20 protein-coding genes and 1 pseudogene are annotated in these 16,776 nt (G+C 43.4%); 12 read left to right on the forward strand and 9 right to left on the reverse strand.

All coding sequences use genetic code 11. The features are described from left to right. Positions 1–32 precede the first annotated feature (32 nt). Both VL20_RS12075 and VL20_RS12080 read left to right on the forward strand, forming a co-directional pair. Positions 33–428, forward strand: a pseudogene (locus VL20_RS12075) (Npun_R2821/Npun_R2822 family protein); the annotation flags it as partial. A 203-nt stretch (positions 429–631) separates the two neighbouring features. Continuing rightward, a complete protein-coding gene (locus VL20_RS12080) occupies positions 632–832 on the forward strand; it encodes a hypothetical protein (RefSeq protein WP_002735656.1) in 201 nt (66 codons plus the stop codon). Between the two features lie 90 nt (positions 833–922). Here VL20_RS12080 and VL20_RS12085 read toward each other — a convergent pair whose 3' ends face one another. Then, positions 923–1,744, reverse strand: coding sequence for a sulfotransferase family protein (locus tag VL20_RS12085; RefSeq protein ID WP_052276636.1), 822 nt, complete (start codon positions 1,742–1,744; stop codon positions 923–925). A 90-nt stretch (positions 1,745–1,834) separates the two neighbouring features. Here VL20_RS12085 and VL20_RS12090 point away from each other — a divergent pair, with 90 nt between their 5' ends. Further along, positions 1,835–2,776, forward strand: coding sequence for a hypothetical protein (locus VL20_RS12090; RefSeq protein ID WP_052276637.1), 942 nt, complete (start codon positions 1,835–1,837; stop codon positions 2,774–2,776). A gap of 155 nt (positions 2,777–2,931) precedes the next feature. Here VL20_RS12090 and chlP read toward each other — a convergent pair whose 3' ends face one another. From chlP to phaA, 7 genes are all read right to left on the reverse strand, one after another. Beyond that, positions 2,932–4,149, reverse strand: a complete 1,218-nt coding sequence (gene chlP / locus VL20_RS12095) for a geranylgeranyl reductase (RefSeq protein WP_002735532.1) — start codon at positions 4,147–4,149, stop codon at positions 2,932–2,934. 249 nt (positions 4,150–4,398) lie between these two features. Continuing rightward, positions 4,399–5,493, reverse strand: a complete 1,095-nt coding sequence (locus VL20_RS12100; protein WP_052276638.1) for a class III poly(R)-hydroxyalkanoic acid synthase subunit PhaC — start codon at positions 5,491–5,493, stop codon at positions 4,399–4,401. 184 nt (positions 5,494–5,677) lie between these two features. Then, positions 5,678–6,673, reverse strand: a complete 996-nt coding sequence (gene phaE, locus VL20_RS12105) for a class III poly(R)-hydroxyalkanoic acid synthase subunit PhaE (protein WP_052276639.1) — start codon at positions 6,671–6,673, stop codon at positions 5,678–5,680. 79 nt (positions 6,674–6,752) lie between these two features. Next, on the reverse strand, positions 6,753–6,965 hold the full coding sequence (locus tag VL20_RS12110) for a hypothetical protein (protein WP_052276640.1): 213 nt from the start codon (positions 6,963–6,965) through the stop codon (positions 6,753–6,755). Then, the gene (locus VL20_RS12115) at positions 6,949–7,143 is read right to left on the reverse strand and encodes a BrnT family toxin (protein WP_128575443.1); all 195 of its coding nucleotides are present in this window, start codon (positions 7,141–7,143) and stop codon (positions 6,949–6,951) included. The genes VL20_RS12110 and VL20_RS12115 overlap by 17 nt, the downstream gene beginning before the upstream one ends. Before the next feature lie 105 nt (positions 7,144–7,248). Next, positions 7,249–7,965, reverse strand: coding sequence for an acetoacetyl-CoA reductase PhaB (phaB, locus tag VL20_RS12120; protein ID WP_045360892.1), 717 nt, complete (start codon positions 7,963–7,965; stop codon positions 7,249–7,251). Positions 7,966–7,977: 12 nt separating this feature from the next. Further along, complete coding sequence (gene phaA / locus VL20_RS12125; RefSeq protein WP_052276642.1) at positions 7,978–9,168, reverse strand: acetyl-CoA acetyltransferase PhaA; 1,191 nt, start codon at positions 9,166–9,168, stop codon at positions 7,978–7,980. Between the two features lie 219 nt (positions 9,169–9,387). Between phaA and VL20_RS12130 the strand changes: the two genes are divergently transcribed. Beyond that, positions 9,388–10,521 carry an FAD-dependent oxidoreductase gene (locus tag VL20_RS12130; RefSeq protein WP_052276643.1) on the forward strand — a complete coding sequence of 378 codons (1,134 nt, stop codon included), beginning with the start codon at positions 9,388–9,390 and terminating at the stop codon, positions 10,519–10,521. Positions 10,522–11,058: 537 nt separating this feature from the next. Next, positions 11,059–11,418 (forward strand): hypothetical protein, encoded by a 360-nt coding sequence (locus VL20_RS12145; protein WP_002763370.1) that lies wholly within the window; start codon positions 11,059–11,061, stop codon positions 11,416–11,418. A 49-nt stretch (positions 11,419–11,467) separates the two neighbouring features. Here VL20_RS12145 and VL20_RS28370 read toward each other — a convergent pair whose 3' ends face one another. Beyond that, positions 11,468–11,632 carry a hypothetical protein gene (locus VL20_RS28370; RefSeq protein ID WP_002763369.1) on the reverse strand — a complete coding sequence of 55 codons (165 nt, stop codon included), beginning with the start codon at positions 11,630–11,632 and terminating at the stop codon, positions 11,468–11,470. 295 nt (positions 11,633–11,927) lie between these two features. On the opposite strand from VL20_RS28370, the gene psbQ reads away from it, so the two are divergent. The 7 genes from psbQ to atpH all read left to right on the forward strand — a co-directional run bounded on the left by psbQ (position 11,928) and on the right by atpH (position 16,729). Next, positions 11,928–12,368: a photosystem II protein PsbQ gene (gene psbQ / locus VL20_RS12150; protein ID WP_002737745.1), complete on the forward strand. Its 441-nt coding sequence runs from the start codon at positions 11,928–11,930 to the stop codon at positions 12,366–12,368. An 835-nt stretch (positions 12,369–13,203) separates the two neighbouring features. Then, a complete protein-coding gene (locus VL20_RS12155; protein ID WP_002739749.1) occupies positions 13,204–13,566 on the forward strand; it encodes an ATP synthase subunit I in 363 nt (120 codons plus the stop codon). A 58-nt stretch (positions 13,567–13,624) separates the two neighbouring features. After that, positions 13,625–14,374, forward strand: coding sequence for a F0F1 ATP synthase subunit A (gene atpB / locus VL20_RS12160; protein ID WP_002739857.1), 750 nt, complete (start codon positions 13,625–13,627; stop codon positions 14,372–14,374). Between the two features lie 230 nt (positions 14,375–14,604). Further along, on the forward strand, positions 14,605–14,850 hold the full coding sequence (gene atpE / locus VL20_RS12165; RefSeq protein ID WP_002740068.1) for an ATP synthase F0 subunit C: 246 nt from the start codon (positions 14,605–14,607) through the stop codon (positions 14,848–14,850). Between the two features lie 229 nt (positions 14,851–15,079). Continuing rightward, entirely contained in the window at positions 15,080–15,511 is a 432-nt protein-coding gene (locus VL20_RS12170) for a F0F1 ATP synthase subunit B' (protein WP_052276646.1), read from the forward strand. 126 nt (positions 15,512–15,637) lie between these two features. Continuing rightward, positions 15,638–16,180, forward strand: coding sequence for a F0F1 ATP synthase subunit B (locus VL20_RS12175; RefSeq protein ID WP_052276647.1), 543 nt, complete (start codon positions 15,638–15,640; stop codon positions 16,178–16,180). After that, positions 16,181–16,729: an ATP synthase F1 subunit delta gene (atpH, locus tag VL20_RS12180; protein ID WP_002793185.1), complete on the forward strand. Its 549-nt coding sequence runs from the start codon at positions 16,181–16,183 to the stop codon at positions 16,727–16,729. Positions 16,730–16,776 lie beyond the last annotated feature (47 nt).

Here is a 16,776-nt window from a genome sequence, read left to right on the forward strand (position 1 = left end):
TAAGCTTTTCAGCTGGCTTGTCCCCCTGTCAGGAAATTCTCTATCCGATGGCTCCCGATCAAACTATCGTCAATTATATGATGATGCGCTCAAATTTTTCTATATATAATCTAGCTCTTCAATTGCCTAAAGAAGAACGCACCGGCTGCTGTGTCACCTCTCCCCATTTTCAGGCTTTAGATAATATTCTTTACGATCAGGGCAAACGGTTGACATACCTTCACTACATCGGTTTATCTTCCTCTCTGTTCACTCGACTTTGTAGCGGTGAAAATCTCGATTTTCCCTATCGAGATATTTTCTTACACTATCGTTATCTCTACGAACCTAGTCAACGTCCTATATTTACCGGTAGTCCCAAACCCTATCAACCACCGACCCCTACCTTTTGGCAAAAAGTAACCAGAAAACTCGGCTTAGGAAAATAATAATTACAGTCATTTCAATTATTAAGATTGAATCGTATCAGACTTATCCGAAATGACTATACATTTTCAAGGTCTAATCTTCTGCATAAGAAGAGTCCAAGCGAAAAAAAGCCAAAAAGTAGCGGAATGTATAACGCGCCACTACATCTCAGAAAAAACCTCTTACAATAGAGACAAATCAGAGATCAATGGGGGTGAACGTCATGTTAGTGATTTTAACCGACGAACACATTCTCGATACGGGTTCTGTCTGTCAGGGCTGTCTTTTAGCCAACCAGCAGGGACAACCCCGGTGGCGAGAGGGTAAACTAGGCTGTGGTCACTCCTTGGGTAAAGGAGGAAGCCAACAGCCCAATCTCTACGAGTGTCAGATGGGCTTTACAATTGCTAATATTGAAGGCTAATCAGACCTTTTAAATGCTCAACTTAGAGTTGAGTTAGGGGGATTTTCCTGGCAATCAGAGGAAAGAATCAAGGCTATTACTAATCCCCAATTAGATACAATGACAATAATGGCTGAGGGTTTCGTAGCATCGCTCGTAGGCTTTTTGGGCTTGGGTTAAAACAGCGTCGGAAATTTCTATGTCTAATTTTCTGGCTTGTTTAATAATTTTACCCGCTCTGATATTCTCGGAAGAATCTCCTATACCGCGAGTGCCAGTGGTTTTTAAAACTCGATATTCTTCAGAAAATCCCGTTTTAGTATCGAGATGACTCTGTAAACTATTAAAGACCAATTGACTTTGGTTTAATACCTGATCGTGGGTGATAAATAAACTCTTTTCTTTGCTGTTAATTAATTGAGCATAACTTTCTAAGGTGGCTAAACGACCGGTATAATAACCCAGGGCGTGCTGCTCGTTTTGATGGGGTTTAATATCTAGAATACTAGCTAAAGTGCGCTGCGGTTCTCGTAGTAAAAATATGGTCTTAACCGGATCAGATTGCAAAAAACTATGATCTAAAAACTTCTGATCATGAAGAACTTTATCTAAAATATATTTATGATTCATGTTTAAATCTTTCAACCGCCAGTAGAGTTGAAACATTAAAGTTTTAAAATCCTGTTCACTCTCATAAACCAGATGAGTTTCGCCAAAACCGATAATTTCAGGATTAGAATTGAGGATATGGGTCAATAAAGACGAACCCGATCGCATATGGCTAAGGATAAATAAAACCTGATAGGGTTGGGGACGAAAGAGGATTTTATAGGGGTCTTTGGGTATATCAATGCGTGCCTGAAAATACTTATAAGTTAAACGATGGGTTAAACCCTGCCAAGATTGGGGTAAGCGATCGAGGGCTATAGTCATAGGTTAATCAGGAATTGTGTCAACTTGTCGCTAAGATTCCCCTATAATGTATCCCATTTAAGACCCAAACAAAAGTGAGGTTTATACAAAATGGGATTGCCAAGTTGTTCGCTCTGGTTTTTTACGGCGCGAACCGATGTCTGGTTTATGATGAACACTATTCCCCATCTAGTCAAAATGAGTCAGTTTCCCTTCGAGGAAAAGGTACTGGCTATTGACACGGCCCCTTTAAGCGGGGAAAAGGTTAATCGCCCCGGACTGGGTACAATGGAGGAGTTAAGAGCCTGTGCTGAAAAATTAGTTAAAGATGGCATAATCGATCGCCTAGTGGATTTTAACTACGATCCCAGCTATCGTCAGCGCATCTATCAAAAGCATTTCGGCAGTCCCCTCCGTTCCACCCATAACTACAAAGGTTATCCGATTTTCGGCTCGATCTTCAAAATCGAGTCCTGTCGCAGCGATTATATGGTTCATTATGACAGTGACATGATGCTCTACCAAGAACCGGATTACAGTTGGATCCGCGAAGGGATCGAGTTAATGGAAACCCATCCAGAAATGATGTTTGTGCGTCCTTTGTCCGGCCCACCCCGGCCCGATGGTACGATTTATTCTCAGCATCCTTGCACGAAAAATCCCGACGGATTCTATCAATTTAAATTTTTTGGTAGTCGTGCCTATTTACTTAATTGTCGTCGCTACGATCGCCTTTTACCGATCACCCCCCTCTGGCGCTCTTATAAAAATACCTTTCTCGATTATCTACCCGATGGTTTAAAAGCTTGGGGCAATATTTTGACCGGCAAAGGAAAACTCGACTCTTGGGAAATTATGGTTTCTCGCTCCCTAGAACAAACCAACTACTATCGCGCCACTCTCACCAATGCCAAGGGTTGGACTCTGCACCCCAACGAGCGCTCTGCCGCTTTTAGGCAAGCTTGGCCGACTATTATCGAAAAAATCGAAGCGGGTATTTACCCACCGCCCCAAGCTGGTTATTATGACCTGATTCCGGAATTATGGTATTAAAAGAGCGTTATTTCTCTAGATTTGAGGTGAGGCGGTACTTAGAGATTGCAGGTGGGGCGATATTTTTGTTTCAATTAGAGAAGACAGGAGATGAAACAACCCAAAAGAAAACCCAACCACCGCCGGAGATTGGGTTGTCTGGTTATCAATTGATTTTAAGGGGCCAAAGCGTTACCGCGCAGGAGAGAACCGATGGTTTTAGCAGTAATCTTCATTTGTACGAGAGGATTAGCGGGAACAACGGTTTTATAGAGATAACTGTCAAAAGTCATCTTCTGTACGTCCTTATCGGAACACATTTCCACAAAAGCTTCCCGGGTGGCATCGGTACGGTAGAAAACCCGCTGCAGGATATCTAACACCAGATAGGTCATACCGTATTTCTTATCCCAACGCTTGAGGTAGAGTTTTAACTCGTCCTCTGTGGGGATACGTTGGCCGCCGTTGGTGACTTCGACAATGGTTTCCGCACACATCCGCGCCGATTTAGCCGCGAAATAGATGCCTTCTCCCGAAGACTTCGTAACTGTTCCCGCAGCATCACCTACGAGGGCCACGCGACCAACTACACGACGAGGACGGGGATGTTCGGGGATGGGGTGAGCCTCCACCCGGATGATTTCGCCACCTTCGAGACGACGGGCCGCACGAGCGCGAATACCAGCTTGTAGGTCTTTAATCATGGCTTTATTGACCTTCATTGTGCCAGTACCGACGGCGACGTGATCGTATTTGGGGAATACCCAAGCGTAGAAGTCGGGGGATACGTCTTTTCCTACATACATTTCCGCCAGATCTTCGTAGTAGGCCATTTTATCTTGGGGGAGACGGATGCGTTCTTGGAAAGCGATCGCATAGTTGTAATCCCCAGCATCAATAGCTTTAGCAATGCGGGAATTAGCACCGTCGGCACCGATAACCACATCCACCTTCAGAGATTTCATTTCCCCTTGGGAATTGCCGTGGGAGTGATCAGCGTAGTGTAGGGTATAGGGATCGGTGCTATTGGTGGGAATGTCGAGACCGTAAACGGTTCCGTTGATTAAATGCGCTCCTAATTTATGGGCGCGTTCTCTCATAAAACCGTCGAGGACTTCCCGACGACACATTCCGATATATTCGTCTTGATTATCGAGATTAATATCGACTTCGACGTTAGAGGGGGAGATCATTTTCATTTTTCTCACCCGGCGATCGATAATTTCAGGAGGTAGGTCAAATTCGCTCACCATACAGAGAGGAATCGCTCCACCACAGGGTTTAGCATTATCTAATTTGCGTTCAAATAAATAGGTTTCAATGCCTGCTTTAGCTAATGTTTCTGCCGCCGAAGAACCGGCCGGCCCTGAACCCACAACAGCGACTCTTAACACTCAGGTTTTCTCCTACATACTTACGAGCGAGTACGCTTTGCAGTGTACCACAGGGGTTTAGCCGAAAGGAACGATATCCTCCGATTCTGCCCGATCTTGCAACAGTGCTTAACATCCTCTGTTACAAAAGTTTATTTTACTGCCCGTAGATGTTTTTTTATCGATGTGTTGTATTGTGTTACACCCGTAGAGAAAAAAAGTGCTAAACCCCTCTCCCAAACTGGGAAAAGGGGATAGGTGCGAGGATTCTTAACCTCTTGCTTTCAACCAATCAGTAATAGCGGGGGGTAAATCCCGTTGCACTTTGCCACTGACATACATTCCGATATGTCCGACCGGGAAAGCACAAGCGGTATAGTCAGAAGTACCGATATAATTCCCTAAAGCGAGGGAAGAAGCGGGAGGTACAAGGTGATCTTTATCCGCATAAAGATTGAGAATTGGCATGGTCAGATTGTGTAAATCTACCCGTTTATCTCCTAACATCACTTCCCCTTTAATCAGTTTATTTTGCTGATAGAAATCCTTGAGGAACTGTCGGTAGGATTCTCCCGCTTGGTCGGGACTATCAAAAATCCATTTTTCCATACGCAGAAAATTAACTAATTTTGATTCGTCTTCCATGATGTCAGGAAAATCGAGGTATTTCTGATAACCTAACTGTAAAGGTTTCAATTCCAGAAACTCTAAGTTGAGAAAATCTCCTGGAATATTGCCCATAGTATCTACCATTAAATCGATGTCTAATGCTTCGGAACCCAAGGAACATCCCCCGCGCATATTTAAGAGGGTCTCGGTTTGATAAAAGTCCACCGGTGTCACCATTGTCACCAGATTTTTTATCTTATCAGGATAGAGGGAACTATAGCATAAACTAAAGGTTCCTCCCTGACAGATTCCCAACAGATTAATCTTGTCGAGATGGTGACTTTGACGAATAAAATCGACGCAATTATCCACATAACCATTGATATAATCATCAAGGGTTAACCAGCGATCGCTTCTGGTGGGATAGCCCCAATCAATTAAGTAGATATCTAAGCCTAATTTCAGCAGATTTGCCACTAAAGAACGCCCTTCCTGTAAATCTACCATGTAGGGACGATTGACCAAGGCATAAACCATCAACAAGGGAATCTCGAAGGGTTTTTCGACCACGGGTTTAAAGTGGTAGAGAATGATTTTATCTTCCCGATAAACTGCTTCTTTTTCCGAGACTCCACACTGAATATCTTCTTCTTTAACTCGTTTGAGATTGTCCAAACCTTTGAGATTTTTTTGAGTTAATTCTAGATAATCTTGGGTAAAATCTTCCAGTTTCACTTGCGTCAAAAATGGCCACATAATTTAATTCTCCTAGAAAAGTGGGGAAGTGGGGAAGTGGGGAAGTGGGGAAGTGGGGAAGTGGGGGAATTTCAACTAAAACCCCTAAAACCCTAACACCCCAACACCCCATCACCCTATCTCCTGAATCCTGACTCCTGACTCCTGACTCCTGATAGCTTACCTGATTGTCAAGCACAATTAACTAATTGTTACTTTCTACTGCTTGTTTTTCTCCTAAAGTTTTTTTGAGACTTTTTACCTCTTTGCGTAATTCATAGATAGTCCGATGAATTTCATCGACTTCGCTGCGGGTAGGCAGATTCATTGAGCGCAGGTAAATTTCCATTAAATCCTGCTGTTTGAGGCGATAATCATTGAGGGAATTAATAAATTTTCCCCGTACTTTTAGGTTTTCTGGTTGACAAAAAGCCTTTTCAAAAATATCATCGGCGACGACACTCCACAGATCTTGAAATTCTCGCCAATTCTTGACAGGTTGACCTTTTTCTGCTAGGAAAACTAATTTTTTAGTTAAAGCTTCAAAGGATTTAACTTGAATATCAGCCAGCACAATTTGATAGTTAATACTAGCTTGATAAAGAATGCGCCAAGTTTCAAAACTATCGAGTAATTTGCGGTTAAATTCTCGCGGCAATCCCAATAAAGGCATCTGTAACCATTGGCCAAAAGTTTCATCATAAAACTTCTGCCAATAGATATTATTGAGTTCGATCAAAGAAGAAGTATTACCTAACCAAGCTTTGGTTATTGTGTCATTTGACAGCACCAAAGGATCGAACCATAAATGATTGAGACTTTGCAATTGTTGCAGGTAAATTGTCCATAGTTGACTGACATCTTGACTACTTTGGGAAGTGGTAGTAGTAAAACTATTCAGTTGACCGCGCATCTGTTGGGTATAATTATTTAAAATTGTTTGCCAGTCTTCTCCTGTTTGCATTTTCGGAAAGATATTTTCCCAAGCTTCCATCGATAATTTTAGGAATTTGATCAATAAATCCCGATTATCAAAATAGCGCTGGGTTGCCTCTTGTAATTCTGGTTTAATATTGCCCATAGGAGTCGGTATCGCCCCCATCATATCAAACCAACTTGACCACATTTTTGCCCCGGTTTCCGTCCAAAGATTGACGTAATCCGCAGCCATCTCACTCCAAGCTTGTGTCGGTTTATCCATTATTTTTGCCCTTTTCCTTTAACGCTGATTTCGCTAGTTTACTAACCCACCCTACACCCGATAACTAATAACTGATAAGTCATATTTTTCCAGACTTGGCAATTTTTGCTAGTAATCTTAACGCTTCATTGACTGAGGCTGAATCTTGAAAAATTTCCGCCACATCGGGAGCGAGAATTATCACATTACTAGCCTGTCGATAAGCTTGATAATATTTGCCACGAATACCACTGGAAAAGTCATATTCAGACCTCATCTCGTCACTAACCGTTTCTTCAGACTCCTGATTCATAATTTTTTCTCTCCTGTTTACTAGCTAAACGGGCGCTAATTAAGTGAATCTCATTTTCTCTTTCTGTATGGGATATGACTAACAGCTTTTGTGATTTTGACTGTCCTATCGTCAGAAAACGAAACTCACCCACTGAATCAAGCAACTTAGCAGGGACAATAACAAACACATTTTCCATCTTTGAATTAGATAACTGATAACTCACCCACTGATAACTCACCCACTGATAACTGATAACTGATAACTGATAACTGATAACTGATAACTGATAACTGATAACTGATTAGGTGTGATGGGCCCCATTAACTCTGAGGACTTCTCCAGAGACATAACTGCTGGCAACAGGAGAGAGTAAATAGGCAGTTGCCCAGGCGATATCTGCGGGTTCACCGAAGCGACGACAGGGAATTTCGGCGGTGATTTTATCGCGAACTTTATCGGGAATCGCTAAAGTCATTTCCGTGTTAATAAACCCCGGCGCAATCGCATTGGCGCGAATATTATAACGGGCAGCTTCTCGCGCTAGGGATTTGACTAAACCGATAACTGCCGCTTTTGTAGCCGCGTAATTAGTTTGGCCGGCATTACCGCGATCACCGGAAATAGAACTAATACAAACGATCGATCCCGCTTGTCGTTCGTACATTCCCTCAATAAACGGCTTAATCGTGTGATTAACCCCTTTTAAGTTGACATTAATCACTAAATCCCAATCTAGGGGCGTTAATTTAGGGAAAAAGTTGTCTCTGGTAATCCCCGCGTTAGCGACGATACCGTAAACCGGTCCCAATTCCGCTTCAATTTGTTTAGCTGCCGCTTCCATGGATTCCAACTTAGTCACGTCGGCCACAATGCCTAAACCCTGGGGATTATCCGTGGCTAAATCCGTGTAAGCCACCTTAGCCCCCAAATCTATCAAAAGAGAGACAATAGCCGCCCCAATGCCTCGATTTCCGCCCGTAACGACGATAACTTTCTCCTCTAGTCCCAGAGATACCATAGCTTTTTCCTCCTAAACTCTTTCAATTGCGATCGCTGTTCCGCCACCGGTCCCATGACAGATGGCCCCCATACCGAGGGTTTTATCCTGTACTTTCAACGCGTTAATTAACGTCACCAGAATCCGCGCGCCGGAAGCGCCGATAGGATGACCCAAGGCGATCGCACCACCGTGAACGTTTTGTTTTTCCCTCGCTAACCCCAGATCCATCTCAAAAAGCAGATTATTTAAGGCAAAAGCTTCGTTATTTTCCACTAAATCGAAATCTTCGATCGTTTTATCTAGGGATGCCAGTAATTTTTTCACCGCGAGGACGGGGAACTCTGGGAAGCGATCGGTTTTTCCAGCACCCACAGCACCGCCAAGGATTTTGGCAATTGGTTTTAAACCGTACTGATCCACAGCTTTTTGACTGGCTAAAAGGATAGCGGCGGCCCCATCGGAAATCTGACTACTATTCCCCGCGGTTAAAACTCCCGACGGATTAAAAGCCGGCCGCAGTTTTCCTAAACCTTCCGGGGTACTATCGGAACGAATACCCTCATCTTGAGCGATAATTGTGGAACCTTTCTTAGATTTAAGCTCAATTGGCACGATTTCACCGTTAAACCAGCCTTTTTCTGTGGCTGTGGCCGCTCTTTGGTGGGATAAAGCGGCAATTTCATCTAATGCTTGCCGAGAGACACCGCGATCGAGACAGAGGCGATCGACTTGGGAACCCATGCCCTCAGTCGTGGTAGCATCGGTTAAGCCATCGTGGAGTAATAGGTCGGTTAATTGTTCCGGCGCACCCATGAGGAATTTATAACCCCACCGGGCCCGATGGGAGAGAAAAAAGCCGGTTTGGGACATGGATTCAATACCACCAGCGAGGATGAGATCCGCTTCTCCAGCGCGAATTGAGGTAGCAGCGTTACTAACGGCAATCATTCCCGAAGAACAAACCATATCCACCCGATATCCGTCCACGCTTACGGGAATTCCTGCTTTAATCGCCGCTTGTCGGGGAATTAACTGACCATGACCCGATCCCAAAACATTGCCGAAAATATACAAATCTAGGGCTTCTGGGGGCAAATTAGCGATTTCTAGGGCAGATTTCATCACTGTTGCCCCTAAATCGGCCGGGGATAATCCGATTAATCCCCCACCAAAACGACCAATTGGAGTCCGGACAGCGGCCACGATATAAACTTCTTGCATAGACTTCTCTCTATTGGGAAGCGAAGATACTAGATAGAATTTGCTTAAGAATATCGAGTCCGAAAAAAGCAAAATCCCAATTGACTGTCATTGGTTACAAGTTCTTGGCCTCGATGCCTTGAGTTTTTGTCTATCTACTCTCGATCTTGCAACAGAATTTCTGTGTCAGAAGATATATTCATTAGAATTTAACTTTTCTGGTAGCAATCCCCTTTTTTTATGGATTTAGTCAAGCGTCTAGTTTTTATCGGTGGTGGCCATAGTCATGCGATCGCTCTTCGTCTTTGGGGGCAATCACCTCTCAAAAACGTTCAATTAACTTTAATTAGCGATGTCACCCATACCCCCTATTCGGGAATGTTACCCGGCCACATCGCCGGTTTTTATGATTTTGCCGAGACTCATATCGATTTACCTTCTCTAGCTAGGTATTCTCAAGCGCAATTCTGTTTAGATAAGGCCACTAACATAGATACAAAAAAATGTCAAGTAATTTGTCATAATTCTTCACCAATTCCCTTTGATTATCTCTCGATCGATATTGGCAGCATCCCGGCAGTGGATAATGTTATCGGTGCTAAAGAGTACGCTATCCCCGCCAAACCAGTGCCGATTTTTCGGGAAGGATGGCAAGAAATCCTGAAAAAAGCGGTTAGTAACCCTAATAATACTCTAAATATCGTCATTGTTGGTGGGGGTGCCGGCGGAGTCGAATTAGCTTTAAATATGCAGTCCCGTTTGACCAAAATTCTCAACTCTAGCAGTAATTTGAATTTATCTCTAATTCATCGAGGAAAAAAACTACTACCGGCCCATAATAATTGGGTCGGTCAACGTTTAGAGAATATTTTTAAACAAAGGGGAATTAGATTATATTTATCCACGGATGTGACGGCAGTGCAAGCAGATCGGATTATCTGTGCATCGGGGTTAGTTTTGCCGATGGATTATACAATTTGGGTAACGACTGCCTCGGCCCCTAGTTGGATTAAAGCGTCGGGATTACTGACAGATGAACAAGGGTTTATTTTGGTGAATAATTATCTGCAATCTCTTTCCCATCCCCATATTTTTGCCGTGGGAGATATTGCCACGATTCCAGATTATCCCCGTCCGAAAGCGGGAGTTTTTGCCGTCCGACAAGGAAAACCCCTGTTCGATAATTTAGTCAGAATTCTGCAAAATCAGCCCCTAAAACCCTATTTTCCCCAGAAAAATTATCTGAGTTTAATCGGGACGGGAGACCAAAAAGCGATCGCATCTAGGGGCGGTTTTGGCTGGCAATCACCGTTATTATGGTTATGGAAAGATCGGATCGATCGAGCTTTTATGAGACAATTTGAACAAAAATGATGAGTTGCTTTGTCATAGGATTGAATGGCAGTTTAAGTCGGTTGGGAGGTGTGAGAAGCATGACTTAAAGTTGTTGTCTAAATGTCCAAATCGTGAGAAAAAGTTTAAGATTGCTGCTTTGTGGGAGTTTGAAGAATTTGAAGGCGCAGTTTGCGATCGCTGTTTTCTCTCTTTTGCTGAGATGAGAAACTGCAAACATCGAAAGAATCTTAAAAAATTTGACTCTAAGGGAAAAATAAATAGCAATATAGCTCTAATATAAATTTAGAGCCAAGAGGATATTTATGTTTAATTTTAACATAGAAGACTATTTAACGGATACAAAATTAATTAGAATGTCGATTTCCTATGCAATGTATAGTAGGCTTAATGACGATCAATTTTGTAATTTTTTTGAACTAAGTATCAATTGTAAAAATCAAAATAAAATCGACCTTTTAGTTGAATATATTAAAAATATCTACTCTTTAAAACAACCTTATATACCAGATGAGTCATTTAAAATAAGGAAGTAAAGCGATAAATCAACAAAATGCTATGGTCATCAATCTCAATATCCCACCCTCCCAACCATCAGCTAATCTAAAGGTAAAAATACTGATAGAAACCCTTAAAAATGGTCAATATGCTGTATCTATCGCTGAATTGCCTCATTTTCGAGTCCAAGCACCCACCAAAGAAGAAGCCATTTCCCAACTACAAACAACCTTTATCGAACAAATTAGCCAAATTGAAACGATATCATGGACAACACCCCTAGATAACCCCTCACCCAATTGGCGAGAATTTGCAGGTATCTTTGAAAATGACGCAGATTTTCAAGAAATCATGGATACACTTCAAGCAGAACGTACTTTAGATGATGACAGTGAAGTAGATCCCTCATATTATCTGTAGAGGATAAAGATTTGTGTCTCAATATATTCTCGATACTGACCATATTTCCCTAATTCTTGGCAATCATCCCCAAGTTATTGCTAATGCGTCCCGTCATTCCATTTCCGTTACAATCATTACTGTTCAGGAACTTTTCAGTGGAAGGAACCACAGAGACACAGAGGACACAAAGATCGATCGCTACTATATAAGTTAAACTTAAGTAGGGAGGCACAATTATTTGTAGGATGGGTTAGCGGTAGCGTAACCCATGCGGGCGTTGGGTTTCATGCTTCAACCCAACCTACGTTTATCTTATATTTAATTCCACCCACCCACTTATTACACAAAGTCGAGAAGAGCCCTTTTTAAGTTTCTTCTCTTTTTGTTAATGAAAGATGTGACCAATGGATGCCCTAAAAGGGGCGAGGTTTTAAACCCAAAATTCTGATAAAGTAAAAATCGTCCCGATACCTTGACTGGTCAAGGGAGAGAACGTCAATAGTTTGTTAAATAGTACATATAAACCAATGCCACGTCTTCGCTCGATTATTTCCCTAGTTTTAGTCCTAGTTACTACCCTGCTGGTTAGCTGCAGTGGTCCCCAAGCAACTATCCCCACCGTTTACAGTCCGCAAAAAATCGAACAGTTACAGGTTTACATCCAACCCATAGAAGGATTTCGCCAAAAAATGAGCGTTTTGCAAGACCTCATCGCTGACAAAAATTGGGTAGATACTCGCACCTATATCCACGGTCCTTTGGGGCAATTGCGTCAGGAAATGGTAGGATTATCCCGTAATTTACTGCCCAAAGACCAAGAAAAAGCCAAGCAGTTAGCGAAAAATCTTTTCGTTCACTTTGAACGTATCGATGCGGCAGCCAAAGAAAAAGATGCTAGTCTTGCTGCTAATCAATTCCAAGAAGCATTAAAAGACTTCGATGCTTTCTTAAATATTGTTCCTAGTTAGTTTTTATCAGTGTTCAGTTATCAGTGATCAGTTATCAGTGATCAGTTATCAGCTTTTTTAAAAAATCTCTGGCTTTTTGCCTAGAGATTGTTGTCAGAGAGAAGCACACAAAAACTTTTTTTCTTATTTATAGCAGCAAATTTTAACCCCCCGCAAGGGCAAGGATGATATTAGTTAAACTGATCAAGCTTGCACTCAAATCATCAAACCCTGATGCTGAAAAACCTTCCAGAAAAAATTTTTCTTTTAGGGTAGGGGGTAGGGGTAAATTTTCCTTCAGGTTCGGGTTTATTGAGGAGTAGGGACAAGAAACAATGTCCTCAAAAACACAGTTAAGTACCTAAGCAAAATTAATTACACATCTAAGCTCTCAGCCGTCAGCCTTTTGCTGATGTGAGTAAACAGTGAACTGAAAACTCAAATCCGATCCCTGATAGCTGTCTCGGAGTCTCGGAGTCTCGGAGTCTCGGAGTCTCGACTAGGAAATTAATTTTGCACGACTACTTATCGCAGTGATCTTAATAGTGAGGTAGGAAGTCTCTGGTTTTAGGGAACAGGCAAGAGGGAGCGCCGGAGTTGGGCAAGTGGGGAGAAAGGAGCAGGGGAGGGGGGAGAAAAAAGCTGACGGCTGCGAGCGGGGGGAATCAAGACAATTTACAATTGCTTAATAATTGTTGCCACTGCCGTGATAATATGTCTTGTGGCTTACCTGAGCGTCATAGCTGGGAAAGCAATCCAGATATTGAGATTAGTCTATCGCTGATTTAGGTGTACCTTGTCTGACCCATCGATCAAATCTCCCCCAACCCCAGAAACCAACCCGCTGTCAGATCCGATGCGGGAATACTATCAACTACAAAACACCCTATTGATCACCACCCTGATCTTAAGCGGTCTGATCTTTATACCCGTGTGGCTGTTTTATTCCCTCAATACTGCCCTTAATTACCTATTAGGGGCAATGGTGGGAGTCGTTTACCTAAAACTCCTGGCCGGGGAAGTGGAAAAATTGGGGGTAACGAAAAATCGGGTAGGCAAAAAAGGATTAGCCCTATTCGCTGGATTAATCATCATCGCCAGTCGTTGGCAAGAACTGCACATAGTGCCGGTTTTTTTGGGTTTTTTGACCTATAAAGGCGCAATCATCGTCTATACCCTGCAAACCATCTTCAAGCTGGAGCAGAAAGCCGATTCCTAAACCCTTTAACCGTTCAAAATAACCCTGAGTTGCGAACCTGAATCTCCCCAAGGTGGAAATGTTAGACAGTTTAAGTGTGCTTAATTTTTATAGTCTCGCTTCCCTGGAAGTGGGACAACACTGGTACTGGCACATCGGCGGACTAAAAATTCACGGGCAAGTGATCGCGGTCTCCTGGATCGTCTTCGCTATCTTAATCATCGCCTCGATCGCCGCTACCCGCAAAATCCAGAAAGTCCCTAGCGGTATTCAAAACCTCATGGAGTACGTTCTGGAATTTCTGCGCGATTTAGCCAAAAACCAGCTAGGAGAAAAGGAATATCGACCCTGGTTGCCCTTCATCGGCACCCTATTTTTATTTATTTTCGTTTCTAACTGGTTAGGGGCCTTGATTCCTTGGAAGTTAATCGAACTGCCCGAAGGAGAATTAGCCGCCCCCACTAACGACATCAATACCACGGTGGCGTTAGCCCTACTGACTTCCCTCGCTTACTTCTACGCAGGCATCAGTAAAAAAGGACTCGGTTACTTCGCTCACTACCTAGAGCCGATTCCCGTGCTATTACCGATCAAAATTTTAGAAGACTTTACCAAACCCCTCTCCCTCAGCTTCCGTCTTTTCGGAAACATCCTTGCAGACGAGTTGGTAGTAGCCGTATTGGTCTTCCTTGTCCCCCTAGTCGTACCCCTACCCCTGATGGCTCTCGGTTTATTTACCAGCGCTATTCAGGCCCTTGTCTTCGCCACCCTTGCCGGGGCCTATATCCATGAGGCCCTGGAATCGGAACACGAAGAAGAACACGCTTAAAAGCGAGGGACGAAAAAAGAAAAATTTCTTAGGAAAAAGTGTCCAAATAATAGGATAATAACTAAGAAATTATTGGTCGAATTCAGGATGAGCAACTGAATTCCCAGATCGTTCTTTCCCAAAAACTCTTTCGGGAGTTTTGAGCAGAAAACCAGCCATTTTTTACGGCTGAGAACGCGCTCTGTAAACAACAGATTGAAATTGATTAGTAAATAGAGGAAAAAATCACCATGAACCCCACAGTAGCTGCCGCTTCCGTTATCGCCGCCGCCCTCGCCGTTGGTTTAGCCGCTATCGGCCCCGGTGTTGGTCAAGGTACCGCTTCTGGAGAAGCTGTTTCCGGTATCGCCCGTCAACCCGAAGCTGAAGGAAGAATTCGTGGTACCCTTCTCCTCAGCTTGGCATTCATGGAATCCTTAACCATCTACGGCTTGGTTATCGCTCTCGTTTTACTGTTCGCTAACCCCTTCGCCTAATTAAAAAAGCAGTGGGCTATCAGCCCCCAGTCCTCAGCTTGGCAGCAGAGTTTTAAAAACTCGAAAAAACGCCAAGAGAGCCAACTAAAAAATCTGGTTTTTGGGACTGAAGGCTGATAGCTAGTTAAGGGAATTTTAGTGATTCCCCCTGACTGTTTATTGTTAAAGCAGGGGGATCATCTTCCTTTTTTGAACCTGTCTATAGCTTCTATTTATCAGGAATAAATCAATGTTTGATTTCGATGCCACCCTGCCAGTGATGGCACTACAATTTATTCTTTTGGCAGTGATCCTGAACGCCGTTTTTTATAAACCCCTCAGTAAAGTTTTAGATGAACGGGCGGAGTATATTCGGCAAACCGAAGGTGGAGCCAAAGAACAACTAGCCAAAACCGAAGCACTGGTACAAGAGTACGAATTGCAATTAAGTTCGGCTCGTAAACAATCCCAAGAGATTATCGCCCAAGCGCAAGCCGAGGCCCAAAAACTAGCCAGCGAACGAGTTGCCGCAGCCCAAAAAGAAGCGATCGCTCGTAAAGAAGCCGTCGCCGCCGAAATTGCCCAACAGAAAGAAGAAGCCTTTCGTTCTCTAGAAGGACAAGTGGCCTCTCTTTCCCGTCAAATTCTCGAAAAACTCCTCGGCGCCGAACTCGTTCGCTAAACCCCAGCCCTTGGTTAATAACAGTGATCAGTGAAAAGATAGAAGTCAGTCGTCAGGAGTTAGAAGACTGGAAACTTACCTCTGATAACTGATAACTGAATAACCTACTCCCCGCCCTCAATAATCATGATCATCGACACAGTTTTATTATTAGCCACGGAGGCGAAGGAAGCGGCAGCAGAAGGATTCGGCATCAACACCGATATCCTAGGAACTAACCTATTTAACCTCTCAATTCTGCTCGGTTTAGTCATCTTCTACGGCCGCAAAGTTCTCGGACAAATCCTCGGAGAACGTCAGTCGAAGATTGCTGAAGCTTTAGCCGAAGCTGAAGACCGGAAAAATATTGCCGCTAACGCCCTCGCCGAAGAACAGAAAAAACTCGCCCTAGCAAAACAAGAGGCGGGACAAATTATCAATAATGCTCGAGATAGAGCTAAAACTGTCACCGCCGACATCGCCGCCCAAGCCGAACTCGATATTCAAAGAATGCGCGAAAGTGCCGCTAAAGATCTCTCGGCGGAACAGGATCGCGTTTTAGTAGAATTACGCCAAAGAATTACCGCTTTAGCCTTAGCTAATGTGGAATCCCAATTAAGCACCGGCCTGGAAGAATCGGTACAACAAACCCTAATTGATCGCAGTTTGGCCAACCTAGGAGGTAAATAGATGCAGGGAAGTTTAATCAGTTCAGAAATAGCCGAACCCTACGCCCAAGCATTACTTTCCGTCGCCCAAAGCAGCGGACAATTAGAAGCGATCGGCGGCGAAATAAAATCCCTCTTAGAATTGTTGGAAAATGCTCCCGATCTAAGGGCTTTTATCGGCAATCCCGTCATCAAAGAAGAAGCTAAAAAAGCCGTTCTTTCCCAAGTAATGGGAACCAGTGCCAATCCCTATTTAACTAACTTCATGATGTTATTAGTCGATAAACGTCGGATTCAATTTTTAGAACCCGTTTGTCAACAATATCTCACCCTGGCCAGAGCGCTGACTAACACCGTTTTAGCGGAAGTTTCCTCGGCCACCGAATTGAACGATAGCCAAAAACAAATCGTCATCGACAAAGTGAAAACCCTCACCGGGGCAAATGTGGTCGAACTGAAAACCAAAGTTGATGGCAGCCTCATCGGTGGTGTGGTGATCAAAGTCGGTTCTCAGGTCTTTGATGCCAGCATTCGCGGTCAACTACAACGCCTCAGCCTCTCCCTGCGCTAAGGTCATCTAATCTCCCTTTTTTGCCGTTTTTTCACCTTCTAATTTTT

Origin of the sequence: Microcystis panniformis FACHB-1757 (genome assembly GCF_001264245.1) — a bacterium.
GTDB classification, from domain to species: Bacteria; Cyanobacteriota; Cyanobacteriia; order Cyanobacteriales; family Microcystaceae; genus Microcystis; species Microcystis panniformis.

Excerpts from the sequence above, each read along its gene's own strand:
- VL20_RS12080 (WP_002735656.1), top strand. The coding sequence starts at position 632 with ATGTTAGTGATTTTAACCGACGAACACATTCTCGATACGGGTTCTGTC.
- VL20_RS12085 (WP_052276636.1), bottom strand. The coding sequence starts at position 1,744 with ATGACTATAGCCCTCGATCGCTTACCCCAATCTTGGCAGGGTTTAACC.
- VL20_RS12090 (WP_052276637.1), top strand. The coding sequence starts at position 1,835 with ATGGGATTGCCAAGTTGTTCGCTCTGGTTTTTTACGGCGCGAACCGAT.
- VL20_RS12100 (WP_052276638.1), bottom strand. The coding sequence starts at position 5,493 with ATGTGGCCATTTTTGACGCAAGTGAAACTGGAAGATTTTACCCAAGAT.
- phaE (WP_052276639.1), bottom strand. The coding sequence starts at position 6,673 with ATGGATAAACCGACACAAGCTTGGAGTGAGATGGCTGCGGATTACGTC.
- VL20_RS12110 (WP_052276640.1), bottom strand. The coding sequence starts at position 6,965 with ATGAATCAGGAGTCTGAAGAAACGGTTAGTGACGAGATGAGGTCTGAA.
- VL20_RS12115 (WP_128575443.1), bottom strand. The coding sequence starts at position 7,143 with ATGGAAAATGTGTTTGTTATTGTCCCTGCTAAGTTGCTTGATTCAGTG.
- phaB (WP_045360892.1), bottom strand. The coding sequence starts at position 7,965 with ATGGTATCTCTGGGACTAGAGGAGAAAGTTATCGTCGTTACGGGCGGA.
- phaA (WP_052276642.1), bottom strand. The coding sequence starts at position 9,168 with ATGCAAGAAGTTTATATCGTGGCCGCTGTCCGGACTCCAATTGGTCGT.
- VL20_RS12130 (WP_052276643.1), top strand. The coding sequence starts at position 9,388 with ATGGATTTAGTCAAGCGTCTAGTTTTTATCGGTGGTGGCCATAGTCAT.
- VL20_RS12145 (WP_002763370.1), top strand. The coding sequence starts at position 11,059 with ATGGTCATCAATCTCAATATCCCACCCTCCCAACCATCAGCTAATCTA.
- psbQ (WP_002737745.1), top strand. The coding sequence starts at position 11,928 with ATGCCACGTCTTCGCTCGATTATTTCCCTAGTTTTAGTCCTAGTTACT.
- VL20_RS12155 (WP_002739749.1), top strand. The coding sequence starts at position 13,204 with ATGCGGGAATACTATCAACTACAAAACACCCTATTGATCACCACCCTG.
- atpB (WP_002739857.1), top strand. The coding sequence starts at position 13,625 with ATGTTAGACAGTTTAAGTGTGCTTAATTTTTATAGTCTCGCTTCCCTG.
- atpE (WP_002740068.1), top strand. The coding sequence starts at position 14,605 with ATGAACCCCACAGTAGCTGCCGCTTCCGTTATCGCCGCCGCCCTCGCC.
- VL20_RS12170 (WP_052276646.1), top strand. The coding sequence starts at position 15,080 with ATGTTTGATTTCGATGCCACCCTGCCAGTGATGGCACTACAATTTATT.
- VL20_RS12175 (WP_052276647.1), top strand. The coding sequence starts at position 15,638 with ATGATCATCGACACAGTTTTATTATTAGCCACGGAGGCGAAGGAAGCG.
- atpH (WP_002793185.1), top strand. The coding sequence starts at position 16,181 with ATGCAGGGAAGTTTAATCAGTTCAGAAATAGCCGAACCCTACGCCCAA.